Raw genomic sequence first — 19,973 nt, 5'->3', positions numbered from 1 at the left:
TATATGTCATACCTATCGTTCAGTTAGTATTGCTAAGGTTAATACATGCTCCTGTTGTTAGGGAGGCAGCACCTAACGTGATTTGGCACAAGCTTCACGAGAAACCTATTGTACAATTCATCAATTATCTGATTATATATTCTTGCAGAAGTCGCCATTGCTGCTTGTGATCTTGCTGAGGTTTTGGGGATGGCAATAGGTATTAATTTATTATTTGATATTCCGCTGATTGAAGGGGTTTTAATTACGGTTCTTGATACTTTTTTATTACTATTTCTGATAAATAAAGGCATTCGTAAAATGGAAGCTTTTATCATAGTTTTGGTTGCCATTATTGGATTTTCTTTTGTTTTTGAAATGATTTTTGCAGAACCGGAATTAGGGACAAAGTATTATACGGATTGATACCATCTCTGCCTAATTCAGCAGCATTGTCATATCGCAATCGGAATTATTGGAGCTACTGTAATGCCACATAATTTATACTTACACTCCTCTTTAGTACAAACAAGAAAATTTGATAGAAGTACTGCTGGAATCAAACAAGCGTTGAAATACAACTTAATAGATTCGACCATTGCTCTTAATCTTGCATTTTTTGTAAATGCTGCTATTTTGATTTTGGCTGCTGCAACTTTTCATCGAAATGGGATGTTTGAAGTGGCTGAGATTCAAGATGCGCATCAGTTTTTGGAACCGCTTTTAGGGACTAAATGGGCGCCGATACTTTTTGCAGTCGCTTTAATTGCAGCTGGGCGAAGCTTCAACGATTACTGGGACTTTGGCAGGGCAAATCGTTATGGAAGGGTATTTGAATTTAAGAATCCAACCTTGGGTTCGAAGAATAATAACACGTCTTATTGCTATTGTTCCTGCAGTAGTAGTAATCTTGATTTATGGTGAAAGTGTCACCGGAAAATTATTGATTCTAAGTCAGGTAATTTTGAGTTTACAATTGGGATTTGCAATTATTCCGTTAATACATTTTGTAAGTGATAAAACAAAAATGAAAGGGTTTCATATTAGCAGATTAACTCAGGTTACAGCCTGGATTATTGCTCTTATAATTGTGTCACTAAACGGAAAATTAGTTTATGACAAAATAAGTGGTTGGTTAGAAGCTAGAAATACAATCGTACTTTGGGTTACTGTAGTACCTTTGGCAATTGCATTCTTAGTTTTATTGCTATATATTGTTGTAAAACCATTTGTTGCTAAAGCAAAATCAGATATACAAAATCATTCACCTCACAACCTTTCTTTACGTTTTTCTGTAAAAGAGACTTACAGTAAAAAGAATATTGCGATTTCTGTTGATTTCTCTAATGCCGATGAGGCTGCAATTAACAGCGCCTGAATTAGGAGGGATAGATGCTAATTATACTTTAATTCATGTGGTAGAAACGGTTGGAGCTCTTATGTATGGTCAAAATGTTGATGACCATGAAACGACAATCGATGAAAAGCTACTGTTAGAATATAAAGAGATGCTTACCGCAAAAGGATTTAAAATCGAGACTGAACTCGGATTTGGTAAACCAAACAATATTATTCCGATCATTGTAAACAAGGGAAGTTTTGATATTTTGGTAATGGGAACGCATGGACATACGGGCTTCAAAGATTTAATTTTTGGAACTACAGTAGATAAATTGCGTCATAAAATTTCGATACCTTTGTTTATTGTTAAAAAAAAAGTAACTAAGACGCTGAGTTGCTAAGATTCTACGGGTTTATTTAGAATTTTAGCAACATAGAGTGCTCAGATTCTTAGAACCTTAGAACCTTAAAAAAAATGACCTTCTCAGAAGAAAACTATCTTAAAGCCATTTATCATCTAACGACTTCTTCAGAAGCTGAGGTTAGTACTAATGCTATTGCTGAAATGATGGAAACTAAAGCTTCATCGGTAACAGATATGCTTAAGAAATTATCCGAAAAGGATTTGATAAATTATAAAAAATATCAAGGGGTATCACTTACTGAAAATGGAAAATTGGCGGCTAAAATGATTGTCCGTAAACACCGTCTATGGGAAGTATTTTTAGTAGATAAACTTGATTTTTCCTGGGATGAGGTTCATGATATTGCAGAACAATTAGAACATATTAAATCAGAGCAATTAATTAATAAGCTGGATGACTTTTGGGTAATCCAACCGAAGATCCGCATGGAGACCCTATTCCTGATGCACAAGGTCGAATTATTAAAGTCGAAAAACAACTGCTCTCGGAACTTAACGAAAAACAGGTAGGCATTTGTGTAGGCGTTAAAGATACGTCATCAGAGTTTTTGCAATATCTCGATAAACAAGGAATCGCTTTGGGATCTAAAATTGAATGTGTATCGAAAAGGAGCTCGATTTATCTTTAAAAATTAAAGTAAACGAAAGGGAATTGACAATTTCTAATAAAATAGCTTCAAATTTATTCGTGAAATTACTTTAGCTCTTAGCACGATTTTCTATTTCACCTATGAAGGATAAGAATTCTATACAACTAGCTCAATAATTATTTCAAGGTTTCTACTTGGTATAGTGTGGGTATAGTATTCGTTTTCTAGTTTTTTGTAAGATTGTTTTGTTAAATTATTTATAGGATTTATTAGTCTTTTATTTTATATATTCGTTTGAAAAAGTTAACCTCAAACCAATACTATTTAATAATCAGACCATAAACTATGAAAAAACCAAAATTAGCTTTAACAATTTTATCTACGTTACTATTATTTTTATGTAATACTGTTTCTTCTCAAATTTCTTCAAAAGAGGTTGATGAGCTTGTTGAAAAATCGATTGGCAAATTTAATGTTGCAGGAGTTGCTGTGGCGATTGTAAAAGATGGAAAAGTGATACACAAGAAAGGATATGGTGTCAAGTCTGTTAATACAAAAGAATTAGTTGATGAATACACCAATTTTCGGAAATTGCTTCAAATAGCAAAGCTTTTACAACTGCTGCTTTGGCCATTTTAGTTGATGAAGGAAAAATTTCCTGGAAAGACAAAGTAAAAAAGTATATTCCAGAGTTTAAAATGTACAATGAATATGTAACCGAACATTTTCTTATAGAAGATTTGCTATGCCATCGTAGTGGTCTTGGTTTGGGCGCTGGAGATTTGATGGTTTTTCCTAATGGTTCAGACTTTACAATAAAAGATGTGTTAGGTAATTTTCAATATTTTAAACCTGTTTCTGAATTTAGAACTCAGTTTGATTATGATAATCTTCTTTATTTTGTAGCAGGCGAATTAACAGCAAGAGTTAGTGGAATGAGTTGGGAGACTTTTATCGAGACAAAAATAATGAATCCTTTGTTGATGAATAATTCACAAGCATCTATTAAAAGGGTCAAAGATCTATCTAATTTAGCGATACCACATTCTACTAATGGTACTGAAAAAGGAAAAATAAAAACCATTCAAGGATTTGATGAGATGATAAACGGTGCTGCAGGCGGAATTATATCTAATGTAGATGATATGTCGAAATGGATTCTTATGCAGTTAAATGGTGGGAAATATGGAGATAATTTGGATAAACAGCTTTTCTCCAAAGAAAGACAAAGTGAAATGTGGAAATTGCACATTGTTGAAGAAGCAGATCCTAATCCAAGATATAATCAACATTTTGCCGGATACGGATTAGGCTGGAATTTATCGGATATAAAAGGGAATTTAAGTGTGTCTCATACTGGAGGACTACCTGGCATGCTTTCTATCGTTACAATGATTCCTGATTTAAATTTGGGTATTGTAATCTTAACTAATACAGAAGATGGGGGAGCTGGTGTTTTTTCATCTGTGAGCCAAACTATTATAGATAGTTATTTAGGACTTAATGATTTTGGATGGGTTGATAAGTATGCCACTTATTTACAATCACAAAAAAACAGTGGTGATGAAACAGTTAATAAAGTATGGGAAACAGTTAATAAAGCAAAAAATATTAAAATAAAAAATGAGGATTTTATTGGGCAGTATGAAGATAAATGGTTTGGTAAAATTGAAGTGTTTTTAAAAGGAAATCAGCTGTGGTTTAAGTCTCTTCGTTCTCCAAAATTAAATGGGCAAATGCAGTTTTATAAAGCAAATACATTTGCTATAAAATGGGAATATCAGGATATGAATTGCGATGCATTTGCTATATTTAGTTTAAATGAAGAAGGAAAAGCACAAAGCATAAAATTAAAAGGAATTTCACCAAATATTGATTTTAGTTTTGATTTCCATGATTTAGATCTTCAAAGAATAAAGTAGCTTTTAAACAGATCTTCATGTTTAGCTCGATTGTAGAGAATTTTCTATTTCGGAAATACAAGATTGTGTAAAGAAAAAAGGTTCAAAGATTGCTTCGTTTATGTATAAACTGGACAATCTTTGAACCTTTGTATTTCAGAAGTAGTGCCTTAGCACCTTGGTTCTATTCTAGTGACAACCGCAGTCATTGTCTCCACAGTTTTTTTTGTTTTTTGGCTTCCAGAAAAATTTACGAATTAAGAAGGCAATTGCTATTGCTAAAATTGCAAAAGCTATAATTTCTTGTACCATAATGCATTATTTTAAGAATTGATATGCAACTAAAGCCGTAATATAAGCTAATCCGCTCATTAATACTAGCTGAACTATTGGCCATTTCCATGAGTTGGTTTCTTTTTTGGTAATTGCAATTGTACTAGCACATTGTAATGCAAATGCATAAAACAGCAGCAATGAGATTCCTGAAGCAAAATTGAAGATTTTTTCACCAGTTGAGGATTAATTTCTTCTTGCATTTTACTTTTTATAGTAGCTTCATCATCAGTGCCACCTACGCTGTAAATAGTTGCTAGTGTTCCTACAAATACTTCTCTGGCAGCAAAAGAGCTTATGATTGCAATACCAATTTTCCAGTCGTATCCTAAAGGAGAAATTACAGGCTCGATGGTTTTACCCATTAATCCAATGTAAGAGTTCTCTATTTTTTGAGATGCAACGGCTTCTTCGTATTCAAATTCATCTAGAGGCTTGTCTTTGTGTCTTTCTGTTACAATGGCTTCGGCCTCATTAAAATTCTTTCCAGGTCCGTACGAGGCCAAAAACCATAAAACAACAGATATTGCTAGGATTATCTTTCCTGCGCCAAAAACAAATGCTTTTGTTTTTTCGACTACATTAATAAAAACATTTTTAAATAAAGGTGTTTTGTAGCTTGGCATTTCAACTACGAAATATGTTTTGTTCTTTATTTTTAGTATTTTATTTAAAACATAAGCCGATAGAATTGCCATTCCAAAACCTAGAAGATACAATAACATTAAGGTTAATCCTTGTAAGTTAAGGAATCCAAAAAGTCGCTCTTCTGGAATTACTAGTGAAATGATAATTGTATAAACAGGCAATCTAGCCGAGCAGGTAGTAAATGGTGTTACCAAAATAGTGATTAATCGCTCTTTCCAATTTTCGATATTACGAGTTGCCATAATTGCAGGAATTGCGCATGCTGTCCCAGAAATTAATGGAACGACACTCTTTCCTGATAAACCAAATTTACGCATGATCTTATCCATAAGGAAAACCACACGACTCATATACCCACTTTCTTCAAGTATAGAAATGAAAAGGAATAAGAAGGCAATTTGTGGAATAAATATCAAGATTCCGCCAATTCCAGGGATAATTCCTTGAGAAATTAAATCGGTTAAGATTCCACTTGGTAATCGCTCAGCTGCTAATGTGCTTAATGATGCAAATGAACTATCTATAAAATCCATTGGTATAGCCGCCCATTGAAATATAGCTTGGAATATAATAAACAATATGGCAAAAAACACAGCATAACCCCATACTTTATGAGTTAAGATGCGGTCTAGTTTTGCACGGAAATCTGTAGCTGTTGTATGGTCTACTTTTAATCCTTCTTTTAAAACATCATTTATAAATTGATATCTCTTAATTGTTTCTTTTTGTTGCAAACGTTTTAACTCAGAGTGCGATTTAGTAAAGGTACTTCTGACTTCGTTTCTGTCTAAATTTAAAAAATTTACATCTTGAGTGATTACCAACCATAATTTATATAATAGTTGGTTTGGAAAAGCATGTTGTAAGCTTTTAAAATATTCTGGATCAATTACCGATGCATTTAAGCATGGTTCTTTCGAATATTCTTGTATTCAACAATCAAATTTTTAAGCTCTTCTATTCCATGACCTTTACGTGAACTTATTAAAGCAATTTTTGTTTTTAGATGTTCTTCAAGATAGGGTATATCTAGAGAGATTCCTTTAGATTCCATTCTATCAGCCATATTGATGACTAATATTGTCGGAATTTCAAGGTCTTTTATCTGAGTATAGAGTAATAAGTTTCGTTTTAAATTTTCTACATCAGTAACAACCAATGCTACATCTGGATATAATTTGTCATTTTTATTCAGCAAAAGCTCAATTACCATATTCTCATCGATAGAGTGGGCATTTAAACTATATGTCCCTGTAAGTCAAGAATGTTGGCTTTGATATTGTTGGGTAATTTACAGAAGCCCATTTTTTTCTCAACAGTAATCCCTGGATAGTTTCCTACTTGTTGATTAAGACCTGTTAATTGATTAAAAACCGAAGTTTTCCCCGTATTTGGATTACCTATTAAGGCTACATTTATATTTTGGATACTCATTGCAAATTCTATTTGATTATTTCTATTTCAATTACACGCGCTGTTTCTATTCGAATAGCTACATGTGAACCATTAATATTCAAATATAAAGGGCCTCCAAACGGAGCAATTTGAAGTAATTCGACCATGTTACCTGGTAAGCAACCCATTTCTAATAATTTCAACGGAACGAGATCAATATCAAATTCTTTGATAATGGCTTTTTCGCCTTTTTTAAGGGAGTGGATAGAATGTTTCAAGTTTATTTAGATTGAATTAATATTGCAATATTAATCATTTAATATTTATTTAAGGTCGTTTTACCCTACGGTTTCAATGTTTTAAGATATAATTCACATATGAAATCAGATTTACTAAAAGTTAAACGAAAATCGTTTATTCATGGAATTAACTTTTTTGGAAGGAATTTTTAATAGCAAAACTTATTCGGCAGACAAAAAGCTAATATCTTCTATTAGTTTTTGAATATCTTCCTTTTTGGTTCCGTCATAAAAACCACGAACTCTTCTTTTTTGATCAACCAAAATAAAGTTTTGGAGTATGTACCATATCATATAATTGATCAGGTCTTCCTAGTTTTACAGCCAAATATGATTTCCTAGCCATGGTGTAAATCTCTTTTTTGTCACCAGTAACAAGATTCCATTTGCTGTCTACAACACCATTTTTTACAGCATATGCTTTTAGAACAGGAACACTATCTGTTTCGGGAAACACAGTATGCGAAAGTAATTTTACTTTTGGATTGTTTAAAATTGCTTTTTGAACATCAGCTAGATTAGCTGTCATTTTTGGACAAATAGAACCGCAAGTTGTAAAAAAGAAATCCGCTACATATATTTTTCCTTCGTAATCTTTTTGAGTAATGGTATCACCATTTTGATTTACAAATGCAAAATCGGCAATGGTATGATACTTACTTTTATATTGCATAGTGCTATCAACCAGTTCAGGATTTACATCGGCTGGATTATAAATAGGTAATGTTTTACTAGGTTTTAATGCAGAATAGAACAACGAAATTGTAACAGCAGAAAACACGAAAAGTACCAAGAAAAATTTCCTGTATTTGTAGAGTAAAGATTTCATAAAAATAATTTGGTGCAAAAGTACAAAAACCTCTTTTTAAATAAGGTAACATTGTTTTTTTTAACCAAATTATAGGATGTTGTTTTTTATAGCAAAGATTTAGTCATTTTGTTTTTTATAATAATTGGAGATTTTGAATTTTGGAACAAAAAATCTTGCTATTGTTAACATTTTATTTAAAATAATAACAATAAGTTTGTGAATACTAAACAAAAACAAAATATGAAAAGACAGATTAATAAGCATTTGTTATTTGTTATTCCTGCAGTGTTAGGATTTACAATGAGTCAAGCGCAAAGTACAGCACCTAAAGCATCTGGTATAGATGTTTCTTTAATGGATAAAAGTGTTAAGCCAAGTCAAGATTTCTTTCGTTATGTAAATGGAACTTGGTTAGACAAAACAGAAATTCCAAGTGATAGAAATGCATGGGGAAGTTTTAATGAACTACGTCAGAATACAGATAATGACGCTTTGGCGATTTTAAAGGAAGCTTCAAAAAGTCAAAAATATAAATCAACTACAGATCAAGGAAAAGCAATTGCACTTTTTAATACCATCTTAGATACTGTTGGAAGAAATAAACAGGGAATTAAGCCATTAAAACCTTATTTGAATAAAATAGATGCTATTAAAAATGTAGCAGATTTACAGAATTTCCTAATAGAAATGGAACCTTTAGGAGGAGCTGGTTTCTTTGGGATTTATGTTAGTGCAGACAAAAAGAACAGTAACATTAATACGGTTAGTTTAAGTGTTGGTAGATTAGGGTTGTCCGATAAAGATTATTATGTCTCTGAAGATAAGGATTCTAAGGAAAAACGAGCTAAGTACGAACTTCATATTGCAAGAATGTTGCAATTTATCGGAGAGTCTCCACAGAAGGCTAAAGAAAGTGCTGCTCAAATTTTGGCTTTAGAAACGGCTATGTCGGCACCAAGATTAGACCGTGTTGAGCGTAGAGATGGAAGATTGCAATATAACCCAACTGCAGTAGCTGATCTTAAAAAGATGACACCAGCAATTCAATGGGATAAATATCTTGCGGGTATAGGAATGGCAAAAGCGGATACGATTATTGTAACACAACCTCGTTACATGAAAGCATTACAGACAATTTTTACCGAAAATAAAGTAGCAGCATGGAAAGAGTACTTAAAATGGAGCGTTTTAAATAAATCAACATCACAATTAACTACTCAGATAGAAAATGCGAACTTTGATTTTTATGGAAAAACATTAACAGGAGCTATAAAACAACGCCCTAGTGAAGAAAGAGCACTTCAGGTAATAAATCAAGTTGTTGGAGAATCTTTAGGTAAATTGTACGTTGAAAAAATGTTTCCCAGCTGAAGCAAAAGTAAAAGCTGAAAAAATGATTCAGAATATAGTTTTGGCTTATCAAAATCGTATTACTAATTTGCCTTGGATGTCAGCAGAAACAAAAACAAAAGCAATTGAAAAACTAAATAAAATTGCAATAAAGATTGGTTATCCTGACAAGTGGAAAGATTATAGTGCTTTGGTTATTAAAGACGTATCTGAGGGAGGAAGTTATTTTGACAATAGTCTTAACCTAGCTAAATGGAGCTATAATGATAACATTTCTAAATACAAACAGCCAGTTGATAAAACTGTATGGGGAATGTCACCACAAACAGTAAATGCATATTACAACCCATCATACAATGAAATTGTATTCCCAGCAGCTATTTTGCAACCGCCTTTTTATAATTATCAGGCAGACGAGGCTGTAAATTATGGTGGAATTGGAGCTGTAATAGGGCATGAAATTTCTCATGGATTTGATGATTCAGGAGCACGTTACAATGCAAACGGAAACTTGGTTGATTGGTGGACTGCAGATGATTTAAAACAGTTTACAGCTTTAGGAACCGCATTAGCAAACCAATATAGTGCATTAGAGCCTTTGCAGGAATTCATGTAGATGGAAAGTTTACATTGGGAGAAAATATAGGTGATCTAGGTGGAGTAAACGCTGCTTATGACGGATTACAATTGTATTTAAAAGCTAATGGAAATCCGGGATTAATAGAACGGATACACTCCAGAACAACGTTTCTTTATCTCATGGGCAACTGTTTGGAGAACCAAAAGCCGTGATGAAGCAATAAAAAGTCAGGTTAAAACCGATCCACACTCTCCAGGAATGTACCGAGCTTATGTGCCGTTACAAAATGTAGATGCTTTTTATGAAGCATTTTCAATAAAACCAGGAGATGGTATGTATATCGAACCATCAAAAAGAGTTAAAATTTGGTAAAATTATATGCAAAAAATGGCTGTCTTTAATAAGGCAGCCGTTTTTATTTAAGTATTAAGCATTTTGTGCCTAAAATCTATTTTCCTTAAATACAAATATTAGGAAAAGGTTTTGCGATACTAAAGGTAAAATTTGAGTAGTCTAGAAGCCTGACAAAATCTAAAAAATATAATCTAGTCTAAACAATCTAAGAAGTCTAATTAGTCTATTTCTTTATCTTTCGGATAGAAGAATTAACAAGATACAAACCAATTAAAGTTACTAAAACCCCAATTATTATAGAAATAGTAAGGGTTTCATTAAATAGTATGAATCCTAATAATAAGGCGACAATAGGATTAATGTAGGCGTAAATGCTGCTAACTTCTTTTGGTAAATGTTGTAAAGTGTAAATAAAGGCAATAAAAGTTAAAACAGATCCAATAATAACCAAATAGGCAATTGCCCACCAAGACGAAACAGGAATTTTATCTAATGGGATAGTAATACTAGCGGTTTCAGTTATGCCAAAAAGAATGAAACTTGAAATAAGCATTTGCAAACCCAAACTAAAATAGGGATTAAAACTTGTGCTTTCTTCATAGTATGTAAAATCCCGAAAGCCCAGGTTATAGTTGAAGCGATTGATAAGAAGATTCCGAATTGAAATTGAGGATTAAGAAAATCGGATAAATGGTCAATAAAAATGATGCAAATACCAACAAAACATATTAAAATACCAGCAACGGCAAGTTTAGCTATTCGTTCCCCTTTAAAAAAGCAAATTACAACAATCCATATTGGAAAAATAGCACCAATAATAGCGCCCAAACCACTACTTATATATTTTACACCCCAAGTACTCAGTCCATTACTAAAAACAAAATTTAAGATACTTAAAACAAAAATAGTTTGCCATTGTTTTCCTTTAGGCCAAGGTTCTTTTTTGAGTATAAAGTAACCAACGTATAAAATCCCACCTAGAAATTGTCGAATAGTTGCTAGCTGTAATGCCGGCATATGTTTAACACCTTCTTTGGATGCCAGCCATGTTGTTCCCCAAAAAAAACTTACCCAACATAAAGCGAGTATTGGTAAACCAATATAATTTACTTTGTTAGAAAAAGCCTGTTGAATTTTTGCCTCTCACGTTCTGATCATTTTATAATGTAAATATTCAGAAATAATTTTGAAATACTATCACAAAAATACTTTTTGATTGTAAGTTTTAATTTAAAGTATGTAACAATTTCGTTAAATTTAGACCAATAAAAGCACAAGCTTAAATGTAACAAAAAATAGCATTGTATTCAAAATAATAACAATAAGTTTGTTGAACTAAACCTTATTTAAAAATGAAAAAACACAATAGTCATAATTTGCTATTTCAATTCCTGCAATGTTAGGATTTATCGCAATGTCCAGGCACAAAGTCAGGCACCTTCAGTGTCAGGGATTGATGTATCCTTAATGGATAAAAATGTAAAGCCAAGCGAAGATTTTTTCCGTTATGTAAATGGAACGTGGTTATCAAAAACAGAAATCCCTAGTGATAGGACAACTTGGGGAAGTTTTCAATGAGCTGCTGAAGAAAACGGATGCAAATTCGTTGGCTATTTTAAAAGAAGCATCAAAAAACCCAAAATATAAATCAAATACAGATCAGGGAAAAGCAATTAATATTTTTAATGCAATACTAGATACTGTAGGGAGAAACAAACAAGGAATTGCCTTTAAAACCATATCTTAAGAAAATAGATGCGATAAAAAATGTTGCTGATTTAGAGAAATTCTTAATTGAGATGGAGCCTATAGGTGGAATTGGATTTTTTGGAGTATATGTAAGTGCAGATGACAAAAACAGCACCAAAAACTCAGTAAGTCTTGGTTTAGGGGAATTAGGTTTCCAGATAAAGACTATTACACGAGCAGAAGATAAAGACTCTAAAGAAAAACGTGAAAAATATGTGCTTCATATGGCTAGAATGTTGCAATTTATAGGAGAAACTCCTGCAGCAGCTAAGCAGAATGCAGAGAAAATTCTAGCGTTAGAAATCGAAATGTCTAAACCAAGACTGGATAGAGTAGAACGTAGAGATAGCAGATTGCAGTACAATCCAACTTCTATTGCCGATTTGCAAAAAATGACACCAACCATTAACTGGAAAAATTATCTTTCGGGAATTGGAATGGCTAAAGTTGATACTGTTATCGTTTTACAGCCAAGATACATGAAAGCGCTAGAAACTATCTTTAAAGAAAATAAAGTAGGAGCTTGGAAAGAATACATGAAATGGTCTTTACTGAGTGCAACTGCATCACAATTATCTACAGAAATTGAAAAAGCAAATTTTGATTTTTATGGAAAAACATTAACAGGAGCAATTAAACAGCGTCCACGTGAAGAAAGAGCACTTCAAGTAGTAAATCAAACAGTTGGAGAGGCATTAGGTAAATTATATGTAGAGAAATTATTTCCAGCAGAAGCTAAAGTAAAAGCTCAAAAAATGATTCAAAATGTAATCTTAGCATATCAAAACAGAATAAATAATTTAACTTGGATGTCAGCTGAAACTAAAGTTAAAGCGAATGAGAAATTAAATAAGATTACTATAAAAATTGGTTATCCAGACAAATGGATAGATTACTCTGCGTTACAAATTAAAAGCCTTGCAGAAGGTGGGAGCTATTTTGATGACATGAGAAGTTATTCTAAATGGAGTTTTGAAAAAGGCCTTTCAGATTTGAATAAACCAGTAGATAAAACAGAATGGGGAATGTCTCCACAAACAGTAAATGCATATTACAATCCTTCGTATAACGAAATTGTGTTTCCAGCAGCAATATTACAACCTCCTTTTTATAATTACCAAGCAGATGAAGCTGTGAATTACGGTGGAATAGGTGCAGTAATCGGACATGAAATTTCTCATGGTTTTGATGATTCAGGAGCACGTTATAATGCCGAAGGAAACTTAGTAGATTGGTGGACAGAAAATGATTTGAAAGAATTTACGAAATTAGGAACAGCTCTTGCAGATCAATATAGTGCTTTGGAGCCACTTCCAGGAATTCACGTAGATGGTAAATTTACTTTAGGTGAAAACATAGGAGATCTAGGCGGAGTTAATGCTGCTTACGACGGATTACAATTGTATTTGAAAGCAAATGGAAACCCGGGATTAATCGACGGATTTACTCCAGAACAACGTTTCTTCATTTCTTGGGCAACTGTTTGGAGAACTAAAAGCCGTGATGAAGCAATAAAAAATCAGGTTAAAACGGATCCACACTCTCGAGGAATGTATCGTGCTTATGTGCCAATCCAGAATATGGATGCATTTTATGAGGCATTCTCTATTAAAAAAGGAGATAAAATGTATATAGAACCAGAGAAAAGAGTTAAAATTTGGTAATATCAAGTTTACAAAAAAAGGGGCTGCTTTATTAAAGCAGCCCCTTTTTTTTATGCCTTTTTTCAGAAAAACAATTGCAATCTTGCCATTCCTAAAGAAATAAGGAATCTCAACAATGCGCTTTATAATCTAGAGAATGCTTTATATTAGTTACTTGTGGGGCTTCGACTCCGCTCAGCCTGACATGATTGTTTTTTATATGTAATCCAAGCCTTTGAATCTTTGTCTCTTAGTGTCTCAGAACCTTTTTTACGGCTTTTCTGTAAAAGTATATCCTAGTACATTTTCTATTTTAGCACTAGATATTATCTTTCTAGTACTTTCTTTTTCATGATTGAATTTAGGTAAATGCAAATTTAGCTCCCTTGCCTTTTGAGTATAATATTCTTCGCGCGAAGGATGAAAAGGAGCAACAGCATTATACGTTTGATTCCATGAATTAGATTCTATTATTCGGATAATAATTCCAATACAATCTTCAAGATGTATAAAATTGATTGGAGCTCTGGGATTTTCAATATTCTCTTTTCCAGCTAGAAATTTTATAGGGTTTCGGTCTTCACCAATTAAACCTCCAAAACGTAGAATTGTAGTCTTAAAATTAGTGTTGTTTAATAAAAGGGATTCAGTAATAACAAGTTGCTTGCCACTTTCAGAATCAGCATTTGGTTTGGTTTCTTCAGTTACCCATACATTGTTTTCGCCATAAACAGAAGTAGAGCTTATAAAGAGAACCTTTTCGATTGTTGATTTTTCAATAAACGGAATCAGGTAAGCAATTTTGTCTACAAAACTGTCTGCGTTATCGCCACGCAATTTGGGTGGGATATCGATAATTAAAATAGAACTTTCGTTTAAAAAAGATTCAATCTTGAGAGATGTACTTTTACCTACAGGCAAATTAGCTTCATTAAGATTAATATTTATTAAAAACGGATTGATCCCAGATTCTTTTAATATTGCGATTTTATCTGTTGAGGTTGTGGAGCCGTTTACAGAGAATCCTTTTGCTATCATTGCTTTTGCTAAAGGAAATCCAGCCACCCACAACCTAAAATGCTAATCATTGTCATTGAGTTTTTTAAAATCAAAATTAAGGTACTACTATGGTGCTCGGTTTCAAACTATCATTTGCAACATTCAAACTATCTTTAGAGATTGTTGCAGTTGGAGGTGAATCAAGAACTACTTTCGAAGGTTTTATTTTTTCTTTAATAACAACGGCATCGTTTAATACAAAAGGAGTTGGCATCATCCAAGAAGCTCTTTTACTAACATTAAGCAACGGGTTGGTTAATAAATCAAATGAACTCTCTATCAAAGTCATGTCAAAAACTGATTTAGCATCAATGTTAAATTCCATGATAAGCGGTTCGTTATTGATAACATAGTAGCTTAAAACTTTGGCGCCTTTTCGTTCCAATTGATTTCCTTTTTGTCCAAGAGGAGCAGCTCCGTTTGCTTTAAAATTATTGAAAGTCATTTTTGTATCGCCAAAAATATCATAACGATTTACGTTTCTGTTAGGTGTGATTTTGATTTTTAAATACCTTGTATTTCCTCTCACACTATCCAAAAGAAAGCTAACGGTAGGTTTGGATAATGTTATTTTTGGAGCATCAGCGCTGTAACTAAATCCAGAGCTGTATTTGCTAAATAGTGGAAGGTTGTTTAAAGCTATGGCGTCTTTCGGATCTTGACCTAAGTATTTCTTAGTCCACTCGTCTAAGTTAATATCATAGGTTGTCCATTTGTATGTATTGTTGTCTGCATTATAGATGTACAATAAGCTATTCGATTTTGCTTTTCCGTTTTCATAACCAGAAGAATAACCTCCCCAGGCAAAACACGCTATAGAACCTATGAAAAAGACCAGTGCCCAAATTCCCTTTTTTAAGAAAGAACCAAAAACAGGAAGTAATAATCCAAAGGTTAGAACAGTTAGTATAGCGCTTCCAAAAAGAACCTTTAATCCTAAGCCAATTGGAAACATATGAATAAATGGAGCAATAATTAGTAAAGCAGGAATGCTAAATAAAAGGCAAATGAATAAATTCATTTTTTGTGTAATCACATAAATTGCAAATAAGAACAATCCAAAATAAACAGGAATGATTAGAAATCCTGCACCTTTTAAAGTGTATGCTATTATTGCATTAATGATAATCCATAAGAATAATGGAGCGACAAAATGATTCATTGTAACTTTTGCTTCAGAGAAACGATTGTAAAATGCAAAGCAAATACCTATTGTTAATAGTACAAAAGCAGCAATGTAAACATGACCATTATAAGTAAAGCCATTTAGTAAGTCATTGTACTGAGGATAAATTTGTAAAATGATTTTCCAGCCTAAAAAAGTTACAAGACCTGCAATAGCAATTGCACTCAGAAAAGGAACAAAGCCTCTGAATATTTCGCTGAAAGTGATAATTCTTTTAGCTTTTCCAATAAAAATTAATACCACAAAAAGGCCTAATGCAATAATTGTCATAGGTAAAACCCATGCAAAAGGATAGTTTATAAAAGTAAAAGGTATAGTAAAATAAACAAAATCTTCGGTAGTTGGAGCTTGATTTAAGTTCGTATTCGAGAAATACTTCAACAAAGGCATTAAGTAACTGCCTTGATGTGTTAGGCTAGTTTCATTTAAATGGGCGAGATCGTCTTGTTGAGTATGATAATTAAAATGATCATCAATAAAAGCAAAATTAAATCCTTGGATGTCGCCTTGTTCTCTAAAAACGGTTAAATCTGTGTCATTTGGCAGCATTTTGTAAATGCTGTACATGAGAGAATTTGATACTGGGTAAGTAGTTTTTGCTTCAGCAAATTCTTTAACTAGTCCAGCATTTCCAGTATTGGTTTCCATTAGCATATAACTAGGTCCAGAAGTACCACGAGCTTCAAAGTTTATTACCAAGCCTACGTCTTTTGCCCATTGATGTTGCGTTACAAAAAGAGCAGCGCCATTTAAACCTAATTCTTCTGCGTCAGTAAAAAGGATTATAATGTCATTTTTGTGTTTCTCCTTGCTGTATAAAAAAGCACGAACACCTTCTAAAATAGTTGCTACTCCCGATGCATCATCACTTGCGCCATGAGAAGCTGAATGAGGGGCGCTATCATAGTGTGAGAGTAATAGTAAAGCTTTGGTGTTATTGGACCCTTTAATGCGAGCCATGATGTTTTTAGATTTAACCAGATTCCCCCAGTCGCTGATCGCTGAAACCTTCTTGAAGAGAAGTTTCAAGTCCCAATTCTTTTAATTCCGATTCAATATACTGTGCAACTATTTCATGATTTGGCGAACCAACATAATGGGGTTTTTGGGCAATTTCTTTTACATGAGATAAAGCCCTGTCGGTTGAAAACTCGGCAAGTGCTTCTTCTCTTTTAGAAACCCATTGAGGTTTGAGAGTAAGATAAATAAAAGCTAGTACAGCAATAATGACTAGAATAGATAAGACGGAATGGATGTTTTTTTTCATGTGGTATTTGGGGCTAAAGTTCTTTCTTGACAAGCATAAAATAATCATTCTCCAAAGAACGATATCCTTGGTCGTATAAAAAATAGTAGGTGTTTCCGGTTTTAGTTTCCAGAATATTAGTAAAAAAATCGAAATCAAATCCTTTAGTGAGCATTTTACTTCTTGTCGTTTTTGATTTTCCTTCGGTATTTAGTTCCGTTAATATGCGGTAATTTTTTTTGTAATTTGTTGTTTACGTTACGCATAAAGTTGGTACTGTCCTTGTTTATCTTGTTGTTATACGCATTACGACAATTGTCGGAGCAGAATTTCTTATCCTCTCGACCTACGATTTTTTCAGAGCATTCCAAGCATTTTCTCATGCATTTTCTTATTCCAGACTACTAATTCGGCTGGATTTGTTTTGTTGCTTTGAGCGAATAAATAGTTTTATTTTGTTAACATCGTTCCTGCTTTCGCCTTTATCTCTCTACTGCGTTACGAGGATACCGGCTCTATCAGGGCTAATGAGGTTTCATGTTTCTCTATTTCATTTATCCTTTCCTTATGGATTTAGTTCTTTAACTTCATATAAATCATGTCGGCGGTCTTTCATAATTCGAACGCTGCCATGCTCATGAATGTCTTTTAGTAAATCTAAATCTACATCTACAATCAGGGTCATTTCTTGTGTTGGGTGTTGCTTCGGCTTTTATTCCGTTGCTAGGAAATGCAAAATCCGAAGGCGTAAAAACGGCAGCCTGAGCATATTGAATATCCATGTTGTTCACCTTAGGCAAATTACCAACACAACCAGCAATAGCAACATAACATTCGTTTTCGATAGCACGGGCTTGTGCGCAGTGTTTTACCCTGATATAGGCATTTTGAGTGTCAGTTAAAAAAGGAACAAATAAAATATTCATACCTTCATCAGACATGATTCTGAAACCTCAGGAATTTCAACATCATAGCAAATCAAGATCCCTATTTTACCACAATCAGTATCAAAGGTTTTAATTTCAGAGCCGCCTTTCATTCCCCAATGTTGTACTTCGTTGGGGGTTATGTGAATTTTACTATACATCTCGGATGTTCCGTCACGTTTACACAAAAGCCAACATTGTATAAATTACCGTTTTCCATATAAGGCATACTACCAGTAATAATATTGATATTGTAGGAAATAGCAAATTCTTGGAAACGTTTGAGAATAGGATCCCAGCGCTTGCTAATTCTCGTATTGCTTCAGCTTCAGACAAATGGTTGTAATCGGCCATAAGCGGCGCGATAAAAAGTTCAGGGAATAAAGCAAAGTCACTTCCGTAACCTGAAACCACATCTATAAAAAATTCCGATTGCTCAAAAAGAGCTTCTATATTATTCAATTGGCGCATTTGCCATTGTATCAATCCAAGTCGGATAATGCTTTTGTCTAGATTTATTAACTTAGGACTTTCATCATAATAAACATTATTCCATTCTAGTAAAACAGCAAATTCCATTGAAGCTTCATCGCCTTCCAGATAATTTTTGACTAATTCGGATAACGTGAAAATCATTACTTAACTGAAATGAAAGTACGGGATCGTGTAATTCTTTATGTTTTACCTGATCGATATAATTTTTTGGAGATAATTTCTTAGCATGTTGTGCATAATTAGGTATTCTGCCAGAAATCTATCGCTTTCAGGTTCAGTTGCTCGCATAATTCTTTTCTGGCATCGTATAAACGTCTTCCTAAACGCAATCCGCGGTAATTAGGATGAATAAAGACATCAATACCATATAAAATTTCTCCATTTTTATTGTGGGTCGAAAACGAATAGTCACCTACAATTTGAAGATAATTATGTTTTTTATCAACTAGCTTTTCATCTACAATGAGTGATAATGCAATATCCCACAACTTTTCCATCTACAAGAATAACCAATTGGCCTTCAGGCAAAATTTCCAAAGAATCTTCAATATGTTCCACTCTCCAGTAAGAGTCGGCCATTGCAGGATAAGACTGACCATAACTTCTTTAGCTGTTTATAATCTTCAAATTCTAAATTTCGGTAATCTCAACTTTATTGATTTTTGCCTGCATAATGTGAGATTTTCCTCAAATATAATGAATTATTCCCATTTACAAACGTTTACAAGTAGTTACAGTCGAAAGTAAACAGTTACCAACCGATTAACGATAAGGGTATGTCGCATCTTTGCCTTGTTGATTTCAAAGTGATTTCACTATATAAACATTTAAATAGTATATGCCATGAGTACATTAAGAAACAAAGTACAGTTAGTAGGAAACGTAGGAAACGATCCAGAAATTAAAAACCTTGATGGAGGTAAAAAATTAGCCAATTTAGTAATTGCTACAAATGAAAGGTATACCAATGACAAAGGAGAAAAGGTAGAACAAACAGAATGGCATCGTCTTATTGCTTGGGAAACTGCTGAAATTATTGAAAAATATGTCGTTAAGGGAGAAATTGGAATCGAGGATGAACTCATCGAAGCTATGATGATAAAAATGGTGAAAAACGCTTTATAACCGAAGTTGTTATAACTGAACTTCTTTTGTTAGGAAAGAAATAAAATAAAGTATCGTTGTAAATATCAAAAGCCCGTAAAATTCATTTTATGGGGCTTTTTTTGTGCTTTCATTTTTAGGATAATTAGCTATAATTTAGTTTGTTATGGTGAATATTTATTCGGTTTTATTCTTACTAATTAGATAAAATAATTTATCTTTAATCAAAATACCACAAATAGCTGTGAATATTTATACCTATAAAACAAGTATTTTAAGCAAGAATCCTCTTCCCTTCCATCTGTCAGTTTGATCATTTATTTAAGAGTTTAATAGCTTACTAATTTTTTAATAATCACTTTAAAAATTAAATAAAACTACACAAGAAGAAAAGCCTTATTTATACTCCCAATTATAGTATTGGGTTTAATTTACAGTTGTGGTCCAACTGTAAAAGTTACAAATGATTACGATCGATCAGTTGATTTTTCGCAGTATAAAACATTTGCCGTTTATGACTAGGTGCTGCCTCCCTAACAACAGGAGCATGTATTAACCTT

The 19,973-nt window shown here is 33.1% G+C and carries 12 protein-coding genes and 9 pseudogenes; 10 read left to right on the top strand and 11 right to left on the bottom strand.

Going from position 1 to position 19,973, the window contains the following annotated elements:
* The first annotated feature begins 189 nt into the window (after positions 1-189).
* From AC1RYN_RS04545 to AC1RYN_RS04520, 6 genes and pseudogenes are all read left to right on the top strand, one after another.
* Positions 190-903 (top strand): annotated as a pseudogene (locus AC1RYN_RS04545) (Nramp family divalent metal transporter).
* Positions 812-1,357, top strand: coding sequence for a divalent metal cation transporter (locus AC1RYN_RS04540; RefSeq protein WP_481805993.1), 546 nt, complete (start codon positions 812-814; stop codon positions 1,355-1,357). The pseudogene AC1RYN_RS04545 and the gene AC1RYN_RS04540 overlap by 92 nt, the downstream one beginning before the upstream one ends.
* Positions 1,332-1,721 carry a universal stress protein gene (locus AC1RYN_RS04535; protein ID WP_481805992.1) on the top strand — a complete coding sequence of 130 codons (390 nt, stop codon included), beginning with the start codon at positions 1,332-1,334 and terminating at the stop codon, positions 1,719-1,721. Before AC1RYN_RS04540 ends, AC1RYN_RS04535 begins: the two co-directional genes overlap by 26 nt.
* 74 nt (positions 1,722-1,795) lie before the next feature.
* Positions 1,796-2,447, top strand: a pseudogene (locus AC1RYN_RS04530) (metal-dependent transcriptional regulator).
* A 232-nt stretch (positions 2,448-2,679) separates the two neighbouring features.
* The gene (locus AC1RYN_RS04525) at positions 2,680-2,973 is read left to right on the top strand and encodes a hypothetical protein (RefSeq protein WP_481805991.1); all 294 of its coding nucleotides are present in this window, start codon (positions 2,680-2,682) and stop codon (positions 2,971-2,973) included.
* On the top strand, positions 2,961-4,256 hold the full coding sequence (locus AC1RYN_RS04520) for a serine hydrolase (RefSeq protein WP_481805990.1): 1,296 nt from the start codon (positions 2,961-2,963) through the stop codon (positions 4,254-4,256). The genes AC1RYN_RS04525 and AC1RYN_RS04520 overlap by 13 nt, the downstream gene beginning before the upstream one ends.
* Positions 4,257-4,424: 168 nt before the next feature.
* Here AC1RYN_RS04520 and AC1RYN_RS04515 read toward each other — a convergent pair whose 3' ends face one another.
* The 4 genes and pseudogenes from AC1RYN_RS04515 to AC1RYN_RS04500 form a co-directional block, all read right to left on the bottom strand.
* Positions 4,425-4,547 carry a FeoB-associated Cys-rich membrane protein gene (locus AC1RYN_RS04515; RefSeq protein ID WP_290267719.1) on the bottom strand — a complete coding sequence of 41 codons (123 nt, stop codon included), beginning with the start codon at positions 4,545-4,547 and terminating at the stop codon, positions 4,425-4,427.
* Between the two features lie 6 nt (positions 4,548-4,553).
* Positions 4,554-6,650: pseudogene (feoB, locus tag AC1RYN_RS04510) on the bottom strand (ferrous iron transport protein B).
* A gap of 8 nt (positions 6,651-6,658) precedes the next feature.
* Positions 6,659-6,889 carry a FeoA family protein gene (locus AC1RYN_RS04505; RefSeq protein ID WP_481805989.1) on the bottom strand — a complete coding sequence of 77 codons (231 nt, stop codon included), beginning with the start codon at positions 6,887-6,889 and terminating at the stop codon, positions 6,659-6,661.
* Between the two features lie 183 nt (positions 6,890-7,072).
* A pseudogene (locus tag AC1RYN_RS04500) lies at positions 7,073-7,739 on the bottom strand (SCO family protein).
* 222 nt (positions 7,740-7,961) lie between these two features.
* On the opposite strand from AC1RYN_RS04500, the gene AC1RYN_RS04495 reads away from it, so the two are divergent.
* Positions 7,962-9,092 (top strand): M13 family metallopeptidase, encoded by a 1,131-nt coding sequence (locus AC1RYN_RS04495; RefSeq protein WP_481805988.1) that lies wholly within the window; start codon positions 7,962-7,964, stop codon positions 9,090-9,092.
* Positions 9,093-9,114: 22 nt separating this feature from the next.
* Positions 9,115-10,023 (top strand): annotated as a pseudogene (locus AC1RYN_RS04490) (M13-type metalloendopeptidase).
* A 205-nt stretch (positions 10,024-10,228) separates the two neighbouring features.
* Here AC1RYN_RS04490 and AC1RYN_RS04485 read toward each other — a convergent pair.
* Together AC1RYN_RS04485 and AC1RYN_RS04480 are read right to left on the bottom strand one after the other, a co-directional pair.
* Entirely contained in the window at positions 10,229-10,558 is a 330-nt protein-coding gene (locus AC1RYN_RS04485; RefSeq protein ID WP_481805987.1) for an EamA family transporter, read from the bottom strand.
* The gene (locus AC1RYN_RS04480; protein WP_481805994.1) at positions 10,525-11,049 is read right to left on the bottom strand and encodes a DMT family transporter; all 525 of its coding nucleotides are present in this window, start codon (positions 11,047-11,049) and stop codon (positions 10,525-10,527) included. Before AC1RYN_RS04480 ends, AC1RYN_RS04485 begins: the two co-directional genes overlap by 34 nt.
* A 360-nt stretch (positions 11,050-11,409) precedes the next feature.
* Here AC1RYN_RS04480 and AC1RYN_RS04475 point away from each other — a divergent pair.
* A pseudogene (locus AC1RYN_RS04475) lies at positions 11,410-13,418 on the top strand (M13 family metallopeptidase).
* Between the two features lie 249 nt (positions 13,419-13,667).
* On the opposite strand, the gene AC1RYN_RS04470 reads toward AC1RYN_RS04475, so the two are convergent.
* The 5 genes and pseudogenes from AC1RYN_RS04470 to AC1RYN_RS04450 form a co-directional block, all read right to left on the bottom strand.
* The gene (locus tag AC1RYN_RS04470; RefSeq protein WP_481805986.1) at positions 13,668-14,462 is read right to left on the bottom strand and encodes a Rossmann-fold NAD(P)-binding domain-containing protein; all 795 of its coding nucleotides are present in this window, start codon (positions 14,460-14,462) and stop codon (positions 13,668-13,670) included.
* A 49-nt stretch (positions 14,463-14,511) separates the two neighbouring features.
* A complete protein-coding gene (locus AC1RYN_RS04465; RefSeq protein WP_481805985.1) occupies positions 14,512-16,602 on the bottom strand; it encodes a M20/M25/M40 family metallo-hydrolase in 2,091 nt (696 codons plus the stop codon).
* 13 nt (positions 16,603-16,615) lie between these two features.
* A complete protein-coding gene (locus tag AC1RYN_RS04460) occupies positions 16,616-16,909 on the bottom strand; it encodes a hypothetical protein (protein WP_481805984.1) in 294 nt (97 codons plus the stop codon).
* A gap of 13 nt (positions 16,910-16,922) precedes the next feature.
* Positions 16,923-17,271 (bottom strand): annotated as a pseudogene (locus AC1RYN_RS04455) (hypothetical protein).
* Between the two features lie 182 nt (positions 17,272-17,453).
* Positions 17,454-18,981, bottom strand: a pseudogene (locus tag AC1RYN_RS04450) (GNAT family N-acetyltransferase).
* 171 nt (positions 18,982-19,152) lie between these two features.
* Here AC1RYN_RS04450 and AC1RYN_RS04445 point away from each other — a divergent pair.
* Positions 19,153-19,478: pseudogene (locus AC1RYN_RS04445) on the top strand (single-stranded DNA-binding protein).
* Positions 19,479-19,973 lie beyond the last annotated feature (495 nt).

Source organism: Flavobacterium sp. TC780, from assembly GCF_056783245.1.
The sequence above is the reverse complement of the archived record's forward strand: the minus strand, read 5'-3'. Positions and strand labels throughout refer to the sequence as shown.